This window comes from Enterobacter sp. E14S, from assembly GCF_055666685.1.
Genome location: NZ_JBVODQ010000003.1, coordinates 548,357 through 568,069, shown reverse-complemented (window position 1 = coordinate 568,069; position 19,713 = coordinate 548,357). Strand labels below are relative to the sequence as shown.

The window sequence follows — 19,713 nt, the reverse complement described above, 5'->3', positions numbered from 1 at the left end:
GCGTTATTTAACTCATGCTAAAATTCTTCCTGAGTAGGACGGACAATTATTTCATTTACATCAACGTCTCCAGGCTGTTCGATAGCAAATAATACGGCTCTGGCAATCGACTCTGCCGGAATAGCCTGCTTATAAAATTCATGCAGGAACTGTTTGCTCGGGGCATCAGAGCTGCCAAACTGCAGCTCGCTTTCAACGGCGCCGGGTGAAATAAGGGTCGTCCGAACGGTTTTCCCCGCTTCCTGACGTAACCCTTCACTCAGGGCGCGGACGGCGAATTTCGTGGCGCTGTACACCACGCCGCCGGGGGCAAGGACCTTGATACCCGCCACGGAGGCCACGTTAATAAAGTGTCCGCTCCTCTGGCGCTGGAATACCGGGAATGCCGCTGCGATCCCGTACAGCACGCCTTTGATATTGGTATCGATCATCCGGTCCCACTCGTCGGTTTTCAGCTCGCTGAGGGGAGCAATCGCCATAAAGCCCGCGTTGTTGATCAGCACGTCGACGCGCTGGTATGCGGCAACGGCAGCGTCAATCGCGCGCTGAACCTCCTCCTGTCGGGTCACGTCCGCCTTTACGGCAATCGCCTGGCCGCCCTGCTGAATAATGCGATCCACCAGGGCGTTAATTCTCTCCAGACGACGGGCAACCAGCACCAGTGAAAACGGTTTATTTGCCAGATGAAGGGCAATGGCCTCACCAATACCGCTACTGGCACCGGTGATAACAACAACTTTGTTTGCACTATTATTCATGATCTTATCTCGCCGTTGAGTGATGCAAAAATAAAGGCAGGGAAGAATTAAAGAATAATGACAATATCTTTAATTTTGGATTTGAATATATTGTATATTTCGAATGGAACCACATTCGATTAAACATAGATGAGTTGCAGGAACAGTGTCAATACACTTTTAAATAATCAAAATAATAGCAGAGTAATATTTATTTCTTATAGCTAACGAAAAATATTATCGTAATGAAGGGAAGTATTGAAAACCCTCCCCTTTTACAGAGAGGGCAGGATATTAAACTTTCTGTCGCGCCTGACGAACCGGCGCCCCGTTCGCCACATAATACGCCGCCGTGCTCTTCGCCAGCGGCTCGCGCCCGCGGATCGCGTCGGCAATTTTTTCTCCAATCATGATGGTGGTGGCGTTCAGGTTGCCGGTAATAATCTGCGGCATAATCGACGCATCCACCACGCGCAGCCCTTCCAGCCCGTGAACGCGGCCTTCGCCGTCGACCACCGCCATCTCGTCATAGCCCATCTTGCAGGTGCCGCACGGGTGGAAGGCGGTTTCGGCGTGGTTACGCACGAACTCGTCGAGCTGCTCGTCGGTCTGGCATTCGACGCCCGGGCTGATTTCGCGACCGCGATATTTGTCCAGCGCGGGCTGGTGCATGATCTCACGGGTGATGCGGATAGCGTCGCGGAACTCCTGCCAGTCCTGCTCGTGAGACATATAGTTGAACAGGATCGCCGGATGCTGGTGCGGATCGCGCGACTTGATGCGCACGTGGCCGCGGCTCGGGGAGCGCATGGAGCCAACGTGGCACTGGAAGCCGTGCTCTTTAACCGCGTTCGAGCCGTTGTAGTTAATCGCTACCGGCAGGAAGTGGTACTGAATGTTCGGCCACTCGAACTCTTCGCGGCTGCGGATAAAACCGCCCGCTTCGAAGTGGTTGCTCGCGCCCACGCCGGTGCCGCCAAACAGCCACTCGGCGCCAATCTTCGGCTGGTTCCACCACTGCAGGGCAGGGTAGAGGGAGACCGGCTCTTTGCATTCGTACTGGAGGTACATTTCCAGGTGATCCTGCAGGTTTTCGCCCACGCCGGGCAGGTCGTGCACCAGCGGGATATCGAACTGCTTCAGCAGCTCCGCGCTGCCCACGCCGGAGCGCTGGAGGATCTGCGGGGAGGCAATCGCGCCTGCGCACAGCAGCACCTCTTTATTTGCCGTCGCTCTGGACGGGATAGTGCTTTCGCCCTCCAGCCACTCGACGCCCGCCGCGCGCTTGCCGTCAAAAATAATATGATCGGTCATGGCGTGGGTGCGGATGGTCAGGTTCGGGCGCTTTTTGGCCTGGTCCAGATAGCCGCGCGCGGTGCTGGCGCGTCGGCCCTGCGGCGTGACCGTGCGGTCCATCGGGCCGAAGCCTTCCTGCTGATAGCCGTTGAGATCGTCGGTGCGCGGGTAGCCCGCCTGCACGCCCGCTTCCACCATCGCCTCAAACAGCGGGTTCACGCCCGGTTTCGAGGTGGTGACGCTCACCGGACCGTCGCCGCCGTGGTAGTCGTTCGGCCCCACGTCGCGCGTCTCCGCCTTGCGGTAGTAGGGCAGGCAGTTGAGGTAGCTCCAGTGCTCAAGGCCAGATTCTTTGGCCCAATTGTCCAGATCCATGGCGTTACCGCGCACGTAGCACATACCGTTGATCAGCGACGAGCCGCCCAGCCCTTTGCCGCGTCCGCACTCCATGCGGCGGTTGTTCATGTACGGCTCTGGCTCGGTTTCGTACGCCCAGTTGTAGCGCTTGCCCTGCAAAGGGAACGCCAGCGCGGCGGGCATCTGGGTGCGGAAGTCAAAGCGGTAGTCCGGCCCGCCCGCCTCAAGCAGCAGGACGGTGGTATTCGGATCTTCAGTCAGTCGCGTTGCCAGTACGTTGCCGGCAGAGCCGGCCCCGATAATGATGTAGTCAAATTGCAAATAAACCTCCCGGTTAAAATATGGACTGGAATTTACCCATCTCAACCTGGATGGACTTCACCTGGGTGTAGCTCTGCAGCGTCATCACGCCGTTCTCGCGGCCAATGCCGGAGTGTTTGTAGCCGCCAACCGGCATCTCTGCGGCGGATTCACCCCAGGTGTTGATCCAGCAGATGCCCGCTTCGAGCTGATGAATGGCGCCGTGCGCGCGGTTCAGGTCGGCAGTGACGATGCCCGCCGCCAGACCGTAGTCGGTGTCGTTGGCGCGGCGAATGGCTTCTTCATCGGATTCATAGGTGAGGATGGACATCACCGGGCCGAAGATCTCTTCGCGCACGATGGTCATTTCGTCGGTGCAGTCGGTGAACACGGTCGGGGCGACCCACGCGCCGTTGTCGAAGCCTTCGCCCTTCAGCACGTCGCCGCCGCACAGCACGCGCGCGCCTTCCTCTTTACCTTTGGCGATGTAGCGCAGCACGCTGTCGCGGTGCGGGAAGCTGACCATCGGGCCAAAGTTGGTGCGTTCATCGAACAGATCGCCCGCGCGGATGCGGCCCACGCGCTCAACGATTTTCTGCTCAAACGCGGCCTTGAATTTCGCGGGCACGAACACGCGGGTGCCGTTGGTGCACACCTGGCCGGAGCTGAAGAAGTTCGCCATCATGGCGATGTCTGCCGCGAGATCCAGATCGGCGTCGTCGAAAACGATCAGCGGGGATTTACCGCCCAGCTCCATCGTCACCTCTTTCAGGGACGAGGCCGCCGAGTTGGCCATCACCTTTTTGCCGCTGGCGACGCCGCCGGTGAAGGAGACTTTCGCGATGCCCGGATGCTCGGTCAGGTACTGGCCGGTCTCCGCGCCCACGCCCGGCAGGACGTTAAACACGCCGTCCGGCAGGCCCGCTTCGGTGTAGATTTCTGCGAGCTTCAGGGCGGTGAGCGGCGTCACTTCGCTCGGCTTGAAGATCATCGCGTTGCCCGCCGCCAGCGCCGGGGCGGATTTCCACAGGGCGATCTGGATCGGGTAGTTCCACGCGCCGATGCCCGCCACTACGCCCAGCGGCTCGCGGCGGGTGTAGACGAACGAGGTCTCACGCAGCGGGATCTGGCTGCCTTCCAGCGCCGGGATCAGCCCCGCGTAGTACTCCAGCACGTCCGCGCCGGTGATGATATCGACGGTGGAGGTTTCGGAATACGCTTTACCGGTGTCGAGGGTTTCCAGCTTCGCCAGCTCATCGTTGCGCTCGCGCAGGATATCGACGGCGCGACGCAGAACGCGCGAGCGCTCCATGGCGGTCATCGCCGCCCAGATTTTTTGCCCGCGTTTTGCGCTTTCAACGGCGCGATCGACGTCTTCGCGTCCGGCGGCCTGTACGCTCGCCAGAACTTCACCGTTGGCCGGGTTGATGGTCTCGAAGGTGCGACCGCTGGTGGCGGAGGTATAACCACCATTGATATAAAGCTGCTGTTCTGCCATTCGGGACATAAATTCTCCTCGGTTATTCGGTCGGTAAATGCTGGCTGATGAAGTGGCTGGTGAGCGACTGCGCCAGGGTTTTATCCAGCGGCTTGCCGCTCAGCGCGGCGCGCAGCCACAGCCCGTCGATCAGCGCCGCCAGGCCGTAGCCCGCCTCTTCTGCCTGTTCGCGCGGCAGCTCACGGCGGAACTCGTACACCAGGTTTGACAATAAACGACGGCTGCTCACCTGCTGCAGGCGGTAGAGCATCGGCTGGTGCATGCTGCTCGCCCAGAAGGCCAGCCAGGCCTTCATTGCCGCGCCGCTGACCTGGGTTTCATCGAAGTTGCCGCTGACAATCGCCTGCAGGCGCTGCTCCGCGCTGCCGCCCGGCAGGGCGCGTAAGCGGCTCAAAACCGCGTCGCGCAGCTGGCCGGTGATGTCGCGCATGGTCGCTTCCAGCAGACCGTTTTTGTCTTTGAAGTAGTGACTGATGATCCCCGTGGAAACGCCCGCCCGACGGGCGATCTGCGCGATCGTCGCGTCATGCATTCCCACTTCATTTATTGCTTCCAGCGTGGCGTCGATAAGCTGCCTGCGCCGGATCGGCTGCATCCCCACTTTGGGCATTTTTGCCACTCCATTCATCAGCGTTGGTAATACATTAAAGCGGTTTTTGATTGGACGTTCAATATAAAATGTGTCTTAATTGTTGCGGATTTGGATTTTAATAGTTACAAAAACAGTGGGGATACTGGATGACAGACCTTTCACAAGACAGAGAAAAAGACAAAATCAACCCGGTCGTTTTTTATACGTCCGCCGGGCTGATTTTGTTGTTTTCCCTGACGACCATCTTCTTTCGTGATTTTTCTGCCGAGTGGATTGGGCGCACCCTCAACTGGGTGTCGAAGACCTTCGGCTGGTATTATCTGCTGGCCGCGACGCTCTATATCGTCTTCGTGGTCTGCATCGCCTGCTCGCGCTTCGGCTCGGTGAAGCTCGGGCCTGAGCAGTCCAAGCCCGAGTTCAGCCTGCTGAGCTGGGCCGCGATGCTGTTTGCCGCGGGCATCGGCATCGACCTGATGTTCTTCTCCGTGGCGGAACCGGTCACGCAGTATATGCAGCCGCCGGAAGGGGCAGGGCAGACGATGGAGGCGGCGCGCCAGGCGATGGTCTGGACGCTGTTCCACTACGGCCTGACCGGCTGGTCGATGTACGCCCTGATGGGCATGGCGCTCGGATACTTTAGCTATCGTTATAATTTACCCCTCACCATCCGCTCCGCGCTGTATCCGATTTTCGGTAAAAAAATTAACGGCCCGATTGGCCACAGCGTCGATATCGCGGCGGTGATCGGCACCATCTTCGGTATTGCGACGACGCTCGGGATTGGCGTGGTGCAGCTCAACTACGGGCTGAGCGTGCTGTTTGATATTCCGGATTCGATGGCGGCCAAAGCGGCGCTGATTGCGCTCTCCGTCATTATCGCCACCATCTCGGTGACGTCGGGCGTGGATAAAGGCATCCGCGTGCTGTCCGAGCTGAACGTGGCGCTGGCGCTGGGCCTGATCCTGTTCGTGCTGTTTATGGGCGATACCTCGTTCCTGCTCAATGCCCTGGTGCTCAACGTGGGCGACTACGTAAACCGCTTTATGGGCATGACGCTGAACAGCTTCGCCTTCGACCGTCCGGTGGAGTGGATGAACAACTGGACGCTGTTCTTCTGGGCGTGGTGGGTGGCGTGGTCGCCGTTTGTCGGCCTGTTCCTGGCGCGTATTTCGCGCGGGCGCACCATCCGCCAGTTCGTGATGGGCACGCTGATTATCCCGTTCACCTTTACCCTGCTGTGGCTGTCGATTTTTGGCAACAGCGCGCTGCATGAGATCATCCACGGCAATGCAACCTTCGCGCAGGAAGCGATGGCGCACCCGGAGCGCGGCTTCTACAGTCTGCTGGCGCAGTACCCGGCGTTTACCTTTAGCGCCTCCGTGGCGACCATCACCGGCCTGCTGTTCTACGTTACCTCGGCGGATTCCGGCGCGCTGGTTCTGGGCAACTTCACCTCGAAGCTCAAAGACATCAACAGCGATGCGCCGAACTGGCTGCGCATCTTCTGGTCCGTCGCCATCGGCCTGCTGACGCTCGGCATGCTGATGACCAACGGTATCTCGGCGCTGCAGAACACCACGGTGATCATGGGCCTGCCGTTCAGCTTCGTCATCTTCTTCGTGATGGCCGGGCTGTATAAATCGCTCAAGGTGGAAGACTACCGCCGCGTCAGCGCCAGCCGCGACACCGCGCCGCGGCCGATGGGCGCGCAGGACAGGCTGAGCTGGAAGAAACGCCTCTCGCGCCTGATGAACTACCCGGGCACGCGCTACACCAAACAGATGATGGAGACGGTCTGCTTCCCGGCGATGGAAGAGGTCGCGCAGGAGCTGAAGCTGCGTGGTGCCTACGTGGAGCTGAAAAACCTGCCGCCGGAGGAGGGCGAGACCCTGGGGCACCTGGATCTGCTGGTGCACATGGGCGACGAGCAGAACTTTGTTTATCAGATCTGGCCGCAGCAGTATTCGGTACCCGGGTTTACCTACCGGGCGCGCAGCGGGAAATCGACCTACTACCGGCTTGAGACCTTCCTGCTGGAAGGGAGCCAGGGGAATGATTTGATGGACTACAGCAAGGAGCAGGTGATCACGGACATTCTGGACCAGTATGAACGGCACCTGAACTTTATCCATCTGCACAGGGAAGCTCCGGGGAATAGCGTGATGTTCCCGGATGTTTGAGATTTGAGCTGAATAACCTATAAAGGCATCGCCGTCGCCCTCAAGCCGGGTGGCGGCGATGCCTTACCCGGCCTACAAAACCGGTTTACCGCAGGCCTGATAAGCGCAGCGCCATCAGGCATTTAGCAGCGTCCACACGTTCCCGTTATCATGCTGCCAGACGAGGGTGAAGCGTTTACCCTCAGGATATTGTCCAGCCGGGCGCGAAAGCGCCAGCGTGATTGTTTTTTCCGTTAACTCTGTGACTCTCGCCCACTCAAACCCCATGTAAATTTTTACCTTCGGAAAGAGGGCTTTAAACAAACTCTCTTTGGCGCTAAAAGCGAGCGTCAGCGCCAGCGCAAAGGGGGAGCACGAGTGCGTCAGGCACATTGCTTCCTGCGCATCAACGATGCCGTCCTGGATTTCGCGGGCTTCGTGGTCTGGAAGAATGGCTTCGCAATCAATACCTACGAGCGCATCTGGATGACGGACGACAACCGCCATGGCCTGCGTGCCGCTGTGGGTGATGCTGCCGGAAATACCGTCCGGCCAGAGCGGTTCGCCGCTGGGGCCGATGCCGGGGATCGCGCGTTCATTTATCGCACCGAGCGCATGCGCGGCGGCGATGCGGCCTGCCAGATGCTCGGCTTTGCGTTTGTGTCCGGCGTTTGCAAACTCAGCGTAGTGGGGGAGCCAGAGAAGGTCGGCGTCGGTGAAGGTGGTGGGATCGAAGGTGACGTGGTGGACGGTGTGGCCGGCAAGAGAAAATGTGCTGTGGATGGTGTGCATGGTTTTCCTCTATCAGCAAATAGTGCGGCCTGATGCCCTCACCCCGGCCCTCTCCCACAGGGAGAGGGGGGAGTTACTGCCTGTATCAGAATCGCGTATTCACGCTCATGTACCAGGTACGGCCAGGTTCATTATATGTGTATGCCCCCGCACCGTACATATACGCACCGGTGGTGGAATTTCCGGTCGTCTGGGCATTACCCGCGCGCCACTGGCGTTTGTCGAAGACGTTATCAACGCCGCCGGTCAGACTAACGTTTTTGGTCATATCCCAGGTCGCGCTCAGGCCAACGATGCTGTAAGGGCTGACTTCGTCTTTCTCAGACCCGGTCACCGGCTGGCCTTTGTAGTTGTACTTCTTCGGCTGCTGCTTGCCGTACCAGGTAAAGGTCGACTGGAGCGAGACGTCCTGATGCACCTGCCAGCTCAGGGTTGAGTTCAGCGTGTACTCCGGAATGATCGACAGACGGTCGCCGGTCTCCTTGTTCTTGCTCTGCAGCATCCAGGTGATGTTGTTGGTCCAGTTGATCGTGTCGCTGACCGGCACGTTCAGGGAGCCTTCCAGCCCTTCGACGACTGCTTTCGGAACGTTTTCCCACTGGTAGATATCCGTCTGCACTTTACCGGAAGAGGTATGGCCAATCGGCGCGTAGCCCGCTTCAATCTTGTCGCGGTAGTCGTTGCGGAACCAGGTCACACCCGCCAGCCAGCCGTCGCGTTTCCACTCCAGGCCAATCTCTTTGTTGATGCTGGTTTCGGCTTTCAGGTCGTCGTTGCCCATCATGTAGCAGCCCACGCCGTCCGAGCTGGCGTAGCAGCCCTGGCCTTTGCTGTACAGCAGGTAGTTCGGGTTGGTCTGGTACAGGCTCGGCGCTTTATAGGCGCGCGCGATCCCCATCTTCAGCGTGAAGTCATCCCCCAGCCCCTGCGACAGGTTAAGCGACGGGCTCCAGTTGTTGCCGACGATGGTGTGATGGTCGAAGCGCAGGGCAGGGGTCAGCATGGTGCTGTCGGTCAGCTCCATGTTGTTTTCGGCGAACAGGGAGAAAATCTCCGCCGAGGTGTACGGGCTGCGGTCGTTGCTCATGCCCGGAATGGTGCCGCCCTGCAGGGTTTGCGTAAAGGAGGTGGAGTCCTTCATGCGCTGCTGGTTCCACTCGGTGCCGAGAGTCAGGTTCTGGTTGACGAGGAAATCGATCGGCAGGTTGATTTCGCTGTGCAGCATCACGTCGGCCAGGTCGGTGTCTGTGAATTTATCGCTGTTGAACAGGCCTTCCGTACCGCCCGCTAGCCCTTCGCCCAGGCGGGAGTTGCGGGTGTGTTCGTACTGCGCCCAGCTGCTGGTGGTAATGCCGTTGTCCCAGCCGCCGTTCCAGGTCACCGCGAAGTTCTGGCGATAAATACGGTTCGTCTCTTTGCCGTAGTTCTTCTTCACCAGCGCGCTGTCGTTGTTGGTGTTCTGCGTATCGCCCGCATAGAGGTTGTTCTGGCGGCTGTAGCCCGCCTCAAACTCCAGAGACTGCATCGGCGCGAAGTCCCAGCGCACCACGCCGTTGATGTCTTTGTTCTCCACCCCTTCACGGCCCGCAGGGAGGGTGTTGGCGTAAGCGCCGGTACGCTCAGACTGGTGGCCCTGGTTGATGTCCCACGCGTCGGCCTGGGTCTTATCCAGGTTACCGAACATGCGGAAGCTGAAGTCGCCGCCCAGCGGGCCGCTCAGGCTGAAGTTGGTGCGTTTGGTGGAACCTTCGTCCTTGTGTTCAGGCGCGTTCAGGTAGGTGTTCCAGGAACCGTGCCACTGGTCGTCGAATTTTTTGGTGATGATGTTTACCACGCCGCCTGCCGCGCCGTTGCCGTAGCGCGCGGCGGCCGGGCCTCGAATGACCTCAATGCGCTCGATCATCTCCGGCGGCACCCAGCCGGTATCGCCGCGCGTATCGCGCTCGCCGCGCCAGCCCAGACGGATGGAGTTACGGCTGGTGACCGGCTTGCCGTCGATCAGGATAAGGGTGTTTTCCGGGCCCATGCCGCGAATGTCAATCTGGCGGTTGTTTCCGCGCTGGCCGCTGGTGGAGTTACCGGTCAGGTTAACGCCCGGCATGGTACGGATGATTTCCGCCACGTCGCGCGCGGGCGGATTTTTGCGGATCTCGTCGGCGGTGATGGTCGACACGCCCGGCGCCTGTAAATTCTGCTCGGCGGCAGTGATCACCATGGTGTCTTCGTGCTGCGCAGAGGCGGTGTTGTCGTCTGCCACGGCGGGCAGCGCGACACCATAAATCCCTAAATTGACCAGCAAGGCCAGAGAGTGAATCTTCTTATTCATTGTACGTCCCGCTTTTATGGTTATTTAATGAGCGCGCTTCCCACAGCGCGGGCATTACGCTATTGCAAATGCAAATAGTTATCAATAATATTATCAATAAAATTTGCTCTGAAACAAAAAAGACTGTGAAACATGGGGTTATAAGGGTGACGACGTTAACAACCGGAAGTGAAGCGTGGTGGCAGTCGAAAAATGGACCTGAATGGGAACGTCAGAAGGAGAAGTGTTGCGTCACCTTCTGGTGGCGGGATCCGGCAGGAACGAAGAAAACCTCATCGGTCAAACGCGTCTGGCTCTACGTTACCGGCGTGACCGATCACCATCAAAATGCCCGCCCGCAGTCCCTCGAGCGCATCCCGGATACCGACGTCTGGCAGTGGCAGGGCGAATTCAGCCCCGAGTGGCGCGGGAGCTACTGTTTTATCCCTTCTGTAAATGAAAACGATTTTGCCGATACCGTGTTTGAAGGCGAGCTGCCGGACCGCATGGCGCTGCGCGAAGGCTGGCGCAAGCTGCTGCCGCACGCGGTTTCCGACCCGCTGAATCGGCAGAGCTGGCGCGGCGGGCGCGGTCATGCCGTCTCGGCGCTGGAGATGCCGGACGCGCCCGTTCAGCCCGGCTGGAATCAGCCCAAAACGCCCTTCAAGGCGCCGAGTTGCATTGAATGGGAAAGCGCGCGCCTGAAAAACCACCGTCGCGTCTGGATTTTCACCACCGGGGATGACGGCCCGGAACGTCCGCTGGCGGTGCTGCTCGACGGTCAGTTCTGGGCCGAAAGCATGCCCGTCTGGCCCGCGCTGGCGTCGCTTACCACCGAGCACAAACTGCCGCCTGCGGTCTACGTATTAATTGATGCGATCGACATGGAACACCGCAACCGCGAATTGCCCTGTAACCGCGATTTCTGGCTGGCGGTGCAGGAAGAACTTCTCCCTCATGTAAAACAGCTCGCGCCTTTCAGCGACCGCGCTGACCGTACCGTGGTCGCGGGCCAGAGCTTTGGCGGACTCTCTTCGCTTTATGCTGGCCTCAGCTGGCCGCAGCGGTTTGGCTGCGTGCTGAGCCAGTCCGGCTCGTACTGGTGGCCGCACCGCGGCGGGCAGCAGGAAGGGCGCCTTATCGAACAGCTCAGAGCCGGTGAGCTAACCGCGAGCGGGTTGCGTATCGTCCTCGAAGCCGGGCGCAACGAGCCGCTGATTTTCAATGCCAATCAGGCGATTTATGCCGAACTACACGCGCAGCAGGTGACCTGGCGTCAGGTTGACGGCGGACACGATGCGCTTTGCTGGCGCGGTGGGCTGACGCAGGGGCTGATGACCCTCTGGCAGCCGCTCATTCACTAACGGAGTCTGTATGGAATTCAGCAATCCTTTCGATAATCCGCAGGGACAGTTCGCCATTTTGCAAAACGACCAGGGGCAGTACAGCCTGTGGCCGCAGCAGTGCGAATTGCCGGCGGGGTGGCGCGTGGTGTGCGAAGCGCAGTCTCAGGAGTCGTGCCAGCAGTGGCTGGCCGGGCACTGGCGCACGCTTGAACCGTCCCATTTTGCGGAGGGGAGCGCATGAACCGTCTTCCTCTCGTCGCCGCCCAGCCGGGTATCTGGATGGCGGAACAGCTTTCTTCCCTGCCAAACGCCTGGAGCGTGGCGCACTACACCGAACTGAAAGGCGATATCGACGCGCCGCTGCTGGCAAAAGCCATCGCTGAGGGCATGACGCAGGCCGATACCCTGCGGATGCGTTTTGCCGAGGAGAACGGCGAGGTGTGGCAGTGGGTGGATGACACCTACGTTCTGCCGGAGCCGTCCATCGTTCGCGTTACCTCTCATGAAGATGCCGTGGCGCTGATGGAGGCCGATCTCAATCAAAACCTGCGCGTCGACAGCGGCCAGCCGCTGGCGTTTCACCAGCTGATTCAGGTGGGTGAAAGCCACTGGTACTGGTATCAGCGCTATCACCATCTGGTGGTGGATGGCTTCAGCTTCCCGGCCATTACCCGCCAGATCGCCGCGATTTACGCCGCGTGGAAAAAGGGTGAACCGACTCCTGACTCCCCGTTTACGCCATTTGCCGAAGTGGTGGAGGAGTATCAGCGCTATCGCGACAGCGAGGCGTATCAGCGCGACGGCGCCTTCTGGGCGGAGCAGCGCAGGCAGCTTCCTTCTCCGGTCTCGCTCTCTTCCGCGCCGCTGCCGGGACGCGCCGCTACTACCGATATCCTGCGCCTCAAAATCGCCGCCGACGACCGCGCCTTTAGCCAGCTTGCGCAGGCGGCAGGGCAGGCGCAGCGTACCGATTTGGCCCTTGCGCTGGTGGCGCTGTGGCTGGGCCGTCTGACCGGAAGGCTGGACTACGCCGCCGGGTTTATCTTTATGCGCCGCATGGGCTCCGCCGCGCTGACCGCGACCGGGCCGGTGCTCAACGTCCTGCCGCTGGCGGTCAGTATCAACCCGCAGGAGAGCCTGCCGGAGCTGGCGCTGCGCCTGGCCAACCAGCTGAAAAAAATGCGCCGCCACCAGCGCTATGACGCCGAGCAGATCGTGCGCGACAGCGGGCGTGCCGCAGGCGACGAAGCCCTGTTTGGCCCGGTGCTGAACGTGAAGGTATTCGATTATCAGCTGGATATCGACGGCGTGGAGGCCATCACCCACACGCTCGCAACCGGCCCGGTGAACGACCTTGAGCTGGCGCTGTTCCCGGACGAACAGGGCGGATTGAGCATTGAGATCCTCGCCAGTAAGCAGCGTTACGATGAGGCGACGCTTTCCCGTCACGTCGCGCGCCTGAACGCGATGCTGATGCAGTTTGCGGCCAACCCGGACCTGCGCTGTGGCGACGTGGAAACCGTTTCAGAGCAGGAATATCAGCAGCTGGCGCGCATCAACGATACCGGACTGGCGCTGCCGGCCACCACGCTGGCGGATCTGGTGGCAGAGCAGGCGAGTAAACGCCGGACGCCCCCGCGCTGGCGGACGCGCATATTGAGCTCAGCTATCGTCAGATGCGCGAGCAGGTGGTCGCGCTGGCAAACCTGCTGCGCGCGCGCGGTGTGAAGCCGGGCGACAGCGTGGCGGTGGCCCTGCCGCGCTCGGTGTTCCTGACGCTGGCGCTGCACGGCATCGTCGAGGCCGGTGCCGCGTGGCTGCCGCTCGATACCGGCTATCCGGACGACCGCCTGAGGATGATGCTGGAAGACGCGAAGCCATCCCTGCTCATTACCACCGACGAGCAGCTTCCGCGCTTTAGCGATCTGCCGATTACTGCCTTTAGTTACAACACCCTTTTACGGGCTGCGGGTGCTGAACCGCTGCGCCTGGCGACGCCGGAGCAGACGGCGTACATCATCTTTACCTCCGGTTCGACGGGCCGCCCGAAAGGCGTGATGGTCGGCCATACCGCCATCGTTAACCGCCTGAAGTGGATGCAGGACCACTACCCGCTGGACGTGACTGACGTGGTGGCGCAGAAAACGCCGTGCAGCTTTGACGTGTCGGTGTGGGAGTTCTGGTGGCCGTTTATCGCCGGGGCGAAGCTGGTTATGGCCGAGCCGGAGGCGCACCGCGACCCGCAGGCGATGCAGAGCTTCTTCGCCCGGTACGGCGTGACTACTACCCACTTCGTGCCGTCGATGCTGGCGGCGTTTGTCGCCTCGCTGACGCCGGAAAACGTCGACTGCTGCAGGACGCTTAAACAGGTGTTCTGCAGCGGCGAAGCGCTGCCGACCGAGCTGTGCCGCGAGTGGGAGCAGTTGACCCATGCGCCGCTGCACAACCTCTATGGCCCAACCGAAGCGGCGGTTGACGTCAGCTGGTATCCGGCGTTTGGCTCCGAACTGGCGGCGGTGGAAGGCAACAGCGTGCCGATCGGCTTCCCGGTTTGGAACACGGGGCTGCGCATTCTGGACGCGATGATGCGCCCGGTGCCGTTCGGCGTGGCGGGCGATCTGTATCTCACCGGCATTCAGCTGGCGCAGGGGTATCTTGGCCGTCCGGATCTCACCGCCAGCCGCTTTATTGCCGACCCGTTCGCCCCCGGCGAGCGGATGTACCGCACCGGCGACGTTGCCCGCTGGCTGGACAACGGCGCGGTGGAATATCTCGGCCGCAGCGATGACCAGTTAAAAATTCGCGGACAGCGCATCGAACTGGGCGAAATCGACCGGGCGATGCTGTCGCTGCCGGACGTGGCCCAGGCCGTGGCGCACGCCTGCGTGTTCAACCAGGCGGCGGCCACCGGCGGCGATGCCCGCCAGCTGGTGGGCTACGTCGTCTCCGAATCCGGCTTACCGCTGGATCGCGACGCGCTGCGGGAATCGCTCAAAGCGCAGCTGCCGCCGCATATGGTCCCGGTGGTGCTGCTGCAAATCAGCGCGCTGCCGCTCAGCGCGAACGGCAAGCTTGACCGCAAGGCGCTGCCGCTGCCGGAGCTGACGAGTAAATCCTCCGGCCGTGCGCCGGAGACGGAAACCGAAGTCGCCGTCGCGCAGGCGTTTTCCGCCCTGCTGGGCTGCGAGGTCAACAACATTGAGGCCGACTTCTTTGCCCTCGGCGGACACTCGCTGCTGGCGATGCGCCTGGCGGCACAGCTTAGCCGCGCGTTCGGGCGAAGGGTGACGCCGGGGCAGATTATGGTCGCCTCCACTGTGAGCAAGCTCAGCGCGCTGCTGGACTCGCAGATGAGCGACGAGCAGGCGCAGCGACTGGGGTATGAAACACTTCTGCCGCTGCGCGAAAGCGACGGCCCGACGCTGTTCTGCTTCCACCCGGCCTCCGGCTTTGCCTGGCAGTTTAGCGTGCTGGCGCGCTATCTCAGCCCGCGCTGGTCTATCGTCGGCATTCAGTCGCCGCGTCCGGACGGGCCGATGCAGCAGCGTGCGGATCTGGATGGAGTCATTGAGCATCACCTGGCTACGCTGCGTAATCAGCAGCCGCAGGGGCCATATTATCTGTTCGGCTATTCTCTCGGCGGCACGCTGGCGCAGGGCATTGCCGCCCGTCTGCGCGAGCAGGGTGAAGAGGTGGCCTTCCTCGGCCTGCTGGACACCTGGCCGCCGGAAACCCAGAACTGGTCGGAGAAAGAGGCCAACGGCCTCGACCCCGAGGTGCTGGCGGAAATCGAACGCGAGCGTCAGGCGTTTATCGCCGCCCAGCAGGGGCAGGGCTCCAGCGAGCTGTTTAACGCTATCGAGGGCAACTACGCCGACGCGGTGCGGCTGCTGACCACGGCGCGCAGCGCGCGGTTTGACGGCAAAGCGACGCTGTTCGTCGCCGAGCGCACCCGAACGATGGATCCGCAGGTCGCGTGGGCGCCGTGGGTGGCGGAGCTTGAGGTGTACAGCCAGGACTGTGCCCACGTGGATATCATTTCACCGCAGGCGTTTGAAAAGATAGGGCCGGTGTTGAGGGAGATATTGGGGTAACGTCAAAAGCGCCTCCCAAAGGGCGAGGAGAGGGGTTGCTCCCTCTCCCTGTGGGAGAGGGCCGGGGTGAGGGCATCAGACCGCACGCCTGCCCAACGGCACCACCAGCGGCGTACCCGCCACCGGATCGTCAATAATCATGCAGCGCATGCCGTAGATCCGCTCGATCAGATCCGGCGTCACAATCTCTTTCGGCGCGCCCTGCTCCACGATCTCACCGTCGCGAAGCGCAATCAGATGCGTGGCGTAGCGGCACGCCTGGTTTAAGTCGTGCAGCACCGCCGCCAGGGTGTATCCCTGCGTGCGGTTCAGCTCGCTCAGCAGCTCCAGCAGGTCAATCTGATGGCTGATGTCGAGCCAGGTCGTCGGCTCGTCCAGCAGCATGATCGACGTTTCCTGTGCCAGCACCATCGCGATCCACGCCCGCTGACGCTGCCCACCGGAGAGGGTGTCCACGCTCTGCTGGGCGAGATCGGTGATGCCCGTCGCCTGCATCGCGCGGTTCACCGCCTCGTCATCCTCTTTACGCCAGCGGGTAAACAGCGGCTGGTGCGGGTAGCGCCCGCGCGAGACCAGCTCCTGCACCGTGATGTCTCCCGGCGTGGTGGCGTTTTGCGCCAGCAGACCGATGCGTCTGGCCACCTCTTTGCTGGCGAAGCGCTGGATCTGCTCCCCGTCGAGGAACACGCTGCCCTCAGCCGGCGTCATCAGGCGGCTCATCGTCCGCAGCAGGGTCGATTTGCCGCAGCCGTTCGGGCCGATAATCGCGGTGAAATGGCCGTCCGGAATGGCGACGGATAAGTCACGGGCAATGATTTTTTTGCCGTAGCCGAGGGTGAGGTTTTCGCCGCGCAAGCGGGTGGTTGTATCTGTCATTTCCTGCGTGACTCCTGAACGAGCAAGACGATGAGGTAAATCCCGCCGAGGCTGACGGTCACGACGCCCACCGGCAGTTGATAAGGCATAAACAGCCGCTGGGCGCAGAGATCGGCGGCCAACAGCAGCAGCGCACCGCACAGCGCCGCCTGGGTTAATCCCCAGCGCGCCGTGCCGCTAAGTCGCCGGGCGATGTGCGGTGCCACGAGGGCGATAAAGGAGATTGGCCCGGCAATCGCGGTGGAGGCGGCGGTCAGTAGTACGGCGACCAGCATCAGCATCAGGCGCGAGCGCTCGACGCCCACGCCCAGCGCGCAGGCGCTGTCGTCGCCCATCTCAAGCAGACGCATGCGCCGCACCAGCAGCAGCGCGCCGATAAACATCAGCAAAATCAGCGGCGCGGCGGGCCAGGTTTTGCCCCACGTCAGGCCGTTGAGCGACCCGGCGTACCACAGCCCGGCGGAGAGCGCGGTTTCCAGCGAGGCCTGCAGTAAAAGCCAGGTGTTAAAGGCCATCAGCATGGCGCGGATGCCGATCCCGATGATGATCAGGCGAAAGGTGTCGATACCGTTGCGCCAGGCCAGCGTCCAGATCAGTAATGACGTCAGAATGCCGCCCGCCATCGCCGTAAAGGTAATGGCCGTCAGGTACTGACCAAACAGCACCATTGCCACCAGCACGCCGCTCCAGGCCCCGGTGTTAAGGCCCATCACGTCCGGGCTGCCGAGCGGGTTGCGCATCAGCGACTGGAATATCGCACCGCTCACGCCGAGCGCCGCGCCGACCAGAATCGCCATCGCCACGCGCGGCAGTCGCCACTCCGTCACCACCATGGTGATGTTGCGCGGCGCGCTGCCGAGCAGGGCGTCAAAGACCTGGACAAAATCGAGCGTCACCGCGCCGCTGCGCAGGCTCCAGACCGCCAGCAGCAGAATGACAATAGTCAGCAGGCATACGCTGGTGAGTAAACGCCGGGACGGGGCCATCATGCGCCACCTCCGCGTTTACGGCGTACCAGGAAAATCAGCACCGGCGCGCCGATAAAGGCGCTGACCACCGAGACGCGCAGCTCGCCGGGCACCAGCAGGCGACCGAGCACATCGGCAAACAGCAGCAGGGCAGGGGTGGCAAGCAGCGTCACCGGCAGCGACCAGCGGTGATCCGCCCCCACCAGCCAGCGCGCCATGTGCGGCATCATCAGGCCGATAAAGGCGATCGGACCGACCACGGCGGTCGCGCTGCCGCACAGCACGGTGATGGCGAACAGACCAATCAGCTGCGTGCGCGCCACCCGGTTGCCGAGGGCGGTCGCGGTGTCGCTGCCGAGGCTCAGGCTGTTGAGCGACCGGCTTAAAAACAGCGCCATGGCGGCGGCGATAATGACCGGGATCGCCACCACTTTTAGGGTTTCAAGGGTGCGGATATCCAGCGAACCGGCCTGCCAGAAGCGCAGCTGGTCGTAAACGTCCGGGTTGAGCAGGGCGATGCCGTTGGACAAGCCTTCCAGCACCGCCGCGAGCGCCACGCCCGCAAGCGTCAGGCGTACCGGGCTCAGCTGCCCGCCGCCCTGGCTGCCGGTAAAGGCGACCACCAGCGAGGCGGCCAGCGCGCCGCAGAAGGCCATCACCAGCTGTTCGGAGGGCGAGGTCAACCCGAACAGCGCCGCGCCGAGCACGATGGCAAAGCTGGCGCCGGAGTTAACGCCGAGGATGCCGGGGTCCGCCAGCGGGTTACGGGTGAGGGTTTGCATCAGGGCGCCGGCAAGGCCCACGCGCGCCACCGGCCAGCAGTCCGGCAAGCGTGCGGGGCAGTCGGGCGTCGAGCACGATGACGCAGTCGGCGCTCTGGCAGGTGCCGGAGAGCGCATCAACGATAACGGACGCGGGCAGCGGCTTCGCGCCGACCAGCAGGCTGAGTGCAGTCGCAAGGATCAACAGCAGCAATAAAACGGGCACGGCAACGGCGCGCACCGAAGAAGAGGAAAACGACATAGCAACATCCATGATTTGATAATGATAGTGATTATCGTTATCTATCTTATTTGGCTATGTTAGCATGTGCGCCCATGGAATGGGTAGAAATAGACTCAAGGCTTTGTCATGAATCAAAAATCCTGGCTGCTCAACCTCAGCCTGCTTAAAACGCATCCGGCGTATCGCGCCGTTTTTATCGCTCGCTTTATCTCAATATTGTCCCTCGGGCTGCTCGGCGTGGCCGTGCCGGTACAGATCCAGACCATGACGCACTCCAGCTGGCTGGTGGGGTTATCCGTCACCTTAACCGGCGGGGCGATGTTCATCGGCCTGATGGTCGGCGGCGTGCTGGCGGACCGCTACGAGCGTAAAAAGCTGATCCTGCTGGCGCGCGGCACCTGCGGCGTGGGCTTTATCGGGCTGTGCCTTAACGCGATGCTGCCGGAGCCGTCGCTGATCGCCATTTATGCCCTGGGGCTGTGGGACGGCTTCTTCGCCTCGTTAGGCGTGACGGCGCTGCTGGCGGCGACGCCCGCGCTGGTCGGGCGTGAGAATCTGATGCAGGCGGGGGCGATTACCATGCTCACCGTGCGTCTGGGCTCGGTGATTTCGCCGATGGTGGGCGGCCTGCTGCTGGCGACCGGCAACGTGGCCTGGAACTACGGGCTTGCGGCGGCGGGGACCTTCATCACCACGCTGACGCTGCTGCGCCTGCCGCTGCTGCCTCCTCCGCCGCAGCCGCGCGAGCATCCGCTGAAATCGCTGATGGCCGCGATTCGTTTCCTGTTCAGCAACCCGCTGATTGGCGGGATTGCGCTGCTCGGCGGCCTGCTGACCATGGCGAGCGCCGTGCGCGTGCTCTACCCGGCGCTGGCGGGAGAGTGGCAGATGAGCGCCTCGGAGATTGGCATTCTCTACGCCGCCATTCCGCTCGGCGCGGCGTGCGGGGCGCTGACCAGCGGCAACCTGGCGCAGAGCGCGCGTCCGGGATTCATTATGCTGCTTGCCTCGCTGGCCTCGTTTATCGCCATCGGCTTCTTCAGCCTGATGCCGGCGTGGGCTCTCGGGGTGCTGTGTCTGGTGATTTTCGGCTGGCTGAGCGCCATCAGTTCGCTGCTGCAGTACACCCTGATCCAGACCCAGACGCCGGAAGGGATGCTCGGGCGCATTAACGGCCTGTGGACGGCGCAGAACGTCACGGGGGATGCGATTGGCGCGGCGATCCTCGGCGGGCTGGGGGCGATGATGACTCCAGTGGCCTCGGCGAGCTGCGGCGGGTTTGTACTGGCAATTATTGGCGTGATTTTGTTAGTGGCGCTGGTGGAATTGCGGCGGTTCAGGCAGGAGAGTGTGTTGAACGACGGTGCGGCCTGATGCCCTCTCCCAGA

12 protein-coding genes and 2 pseudogenes are annotated in these 19,713 nt (G+C 61.7%); 5 read left to right on the top strand and 9 right to left on the bottom strand.

Features of this window, described 5'->3' with window-relative positions:
• Nucleotides 1-17: 17 nt before the first annotated feature.
• From ACZ6J2_RS10875 to betI, 4 genes are all read right to left on the bottom strand, one after another.
• Nucleotides 18-758, bottom strand: a complete 741-nt coding sequence (locus tag ACZ6J2_RS10875; RefSeq protein ID WP_471725693.1) for an SDR family oxidoreductase — start codon at nt 756-758, stop codon at nt 18-20.
• A 273-nt stretch (nt 759-1,031) separates the two neighbouring features.
• A complete protein-coding gene (betA, locus tag ACZ6J2_RS10870; RefSeq protein WP_471725692.1) occupies nt 1,032-2,711 on the bottom strand; it encodes a choline dehydrogenase in 1,680 nt (559 codons plus the stop codon).
• Nucleotides 2,712-2,724: 13 nt separating this feature from the next.
• Nucleotides 2,725-4,197 (bottom strand): betaine-aldehyde dehydrogenase, encoded by a 1,473-nt coding sequence (gene betB / locus ACZ6J2_RS10865; RefSeq protein WP_471725691.1) that lies wholly within the window; start codon nt 4,195-4,197, stop codon nt 2,725-2,727.
• A 13-nt stretch (nt 4,198-4,210) separates the two neighbouring features.
• On the bottom strand, nt 4,211-4,798 hold the full coding sequence (gene betI, locus ACZ6J2_RS10860; protein ID WP_471725727.1) for a transcriptional regulator BetI: 588 nt from the start codon (nt 4,796-4,798) through the stop codon (nt 4,211-4,213).
• Between the two features lie 128 nt (nt 4,799-4,926).
• On the opposite strand from betI, the gene betT reads away from it, so the two are divergent.
• On the top strand, nt 4,927-6,960 hold the full coding sequence (betT, locus tag ACZ6J2_RS10855; RefSeq protein ID WP_029741651.1) for a choline BCCT transporter BetT: 2,034 nt from the start codon (nt 4,927-4,929) through the stop codon (nt 6,958-6,960).
• Nucleotides 6,961-7,074: 114 nt separating this feature from the next.
• Here betT and entD read toward each other — a convergent pair whose 3' ends face one another.
• Together entD and ACZ6J2_RS10845 are read right to left on the bottom strand one after the other, a co-directional pair.
• On the bottom strand, nt 7,075-7,731 hold the full coding sequence (gene entD, locus ACZ6J2_RS10850; protein WP_471725690.1) for an enterobactin synthase subunit EntD: 657 nt from the start codon (nt 7,729-7,731) through the stop codon (nt 7,075-7,077).
• Between the two features lie 85 nt (nt 7,732-7,816).
• Nucleotides 7,817-10,057, bottom strand: a complete 2,241-nt coding sequence (locus ACZ6J2_RS10845) for a TonB-dependent siderophore receptor (RefSeq protein WP_471725689.1) — start codon at nt 10,055-10,057, stop codon at nt 7,817-7,819.
• Between the two features lie 146 nt (nt 10,058-10,203).
• Between ACZ6J2_RS10845 and fes the strand changes: the two genes are divergently transcribed.
• The 3 genes and pseudogenes from fes to entF all read left to right on the top strand — a co-directional run bounded on the left by fes (nt 10,204) and on the right by entF (nt 15,476).
• Nucleotides 10,204-11,400 carry an enterochelin esterase gene (gene fes, locus ACZ6J2_RS10840; RefSeq protein ID WP_471725688.1) on the top strand — a complete coding sequence of 399 codons (1,197 nt, stop codon included), beginning with the start codon at nt 10,204-10,206 and terminating at the stop codon, nt 11,398-11,400.
• A gap of 10 nt (nt 11,401-11,410) precedes the next feature.
• The gene (locus ACZ6J2_RS10835) at nt 11,411-11,623 is read left to right on the top strand and encodes an MbtH family protein (protein ID WP_262768194.1); all 213 of its coding nucleotides are present in this window, start codon (nt 11,411-11,413) and stop codon (nt 11,621-11,623) included.
• Nucleotides 11,620-15,476: pseudogene (gene entF, locus ACZ6J2_RS10830) on the top strand (enterobactin non-ribosomal peptide synthetase EntF). The gene ACZ6J2_RS10835 and the pseudogene entF overlap by 4 nt, the downstream one beginning before the upstream one ends.
• 75 nt (nt 15,477-15,551) lie before the next feature.
• Here the strand turns inward: entF and fepC are convergent.
• The 3 genes and pseudogenes from fepC to fepD form a co-directional block, all read right to left on the bottom strand.
• Entirely contained in the window at nt 15,552-16,352 is an 801-nt protein-coding gene (fepC, locus tag ACZ6J2_RS10825) for an iron-enterobactin ABC transporter ATP-binding protein (RefSeq protein WP_471725687.1), read from the bottom strand.
• A complete protein-coding gene (fepG, locus tag ACZ6J2_RS10820) occupies nt 16,349-17,338 on the bottom strand; it encodes an iron-enterobactin ABC transporter permease (protein WP_471725726.1) in 990 nt (329 codons plus the stop codon). The genes fepC and fepG overlap by 4 nt, the downstream gene beginning before the upstream one ends.
• A pseudogene (fepD, locus tag ACZ6J2_RS10815) lies at nt 17,338-18,343 on the bottom strand (Fe(3+)-siderophore ABC transporter permease). The gene fepG and the pseudogene fepD overlap by 1 nt, the downstream one beginning before the upstream one ends.
• A 108-nt stretch (nt 18,344-18,451) precedes the next feature.
• Here fepD and entS point away from each other — a divergent pair.
• Entirely contained in the window at nt 18,452-19,699 is a 1,248-nt protein-coding gene (entS, locus tag ACZ6J2_RS10810; protein ID WP_471725686.1) for an enterobactin transporter EntS, read from the top strand.
• Nucleotides 19,700-19,713: the final 14 nt, after the last annotated feature.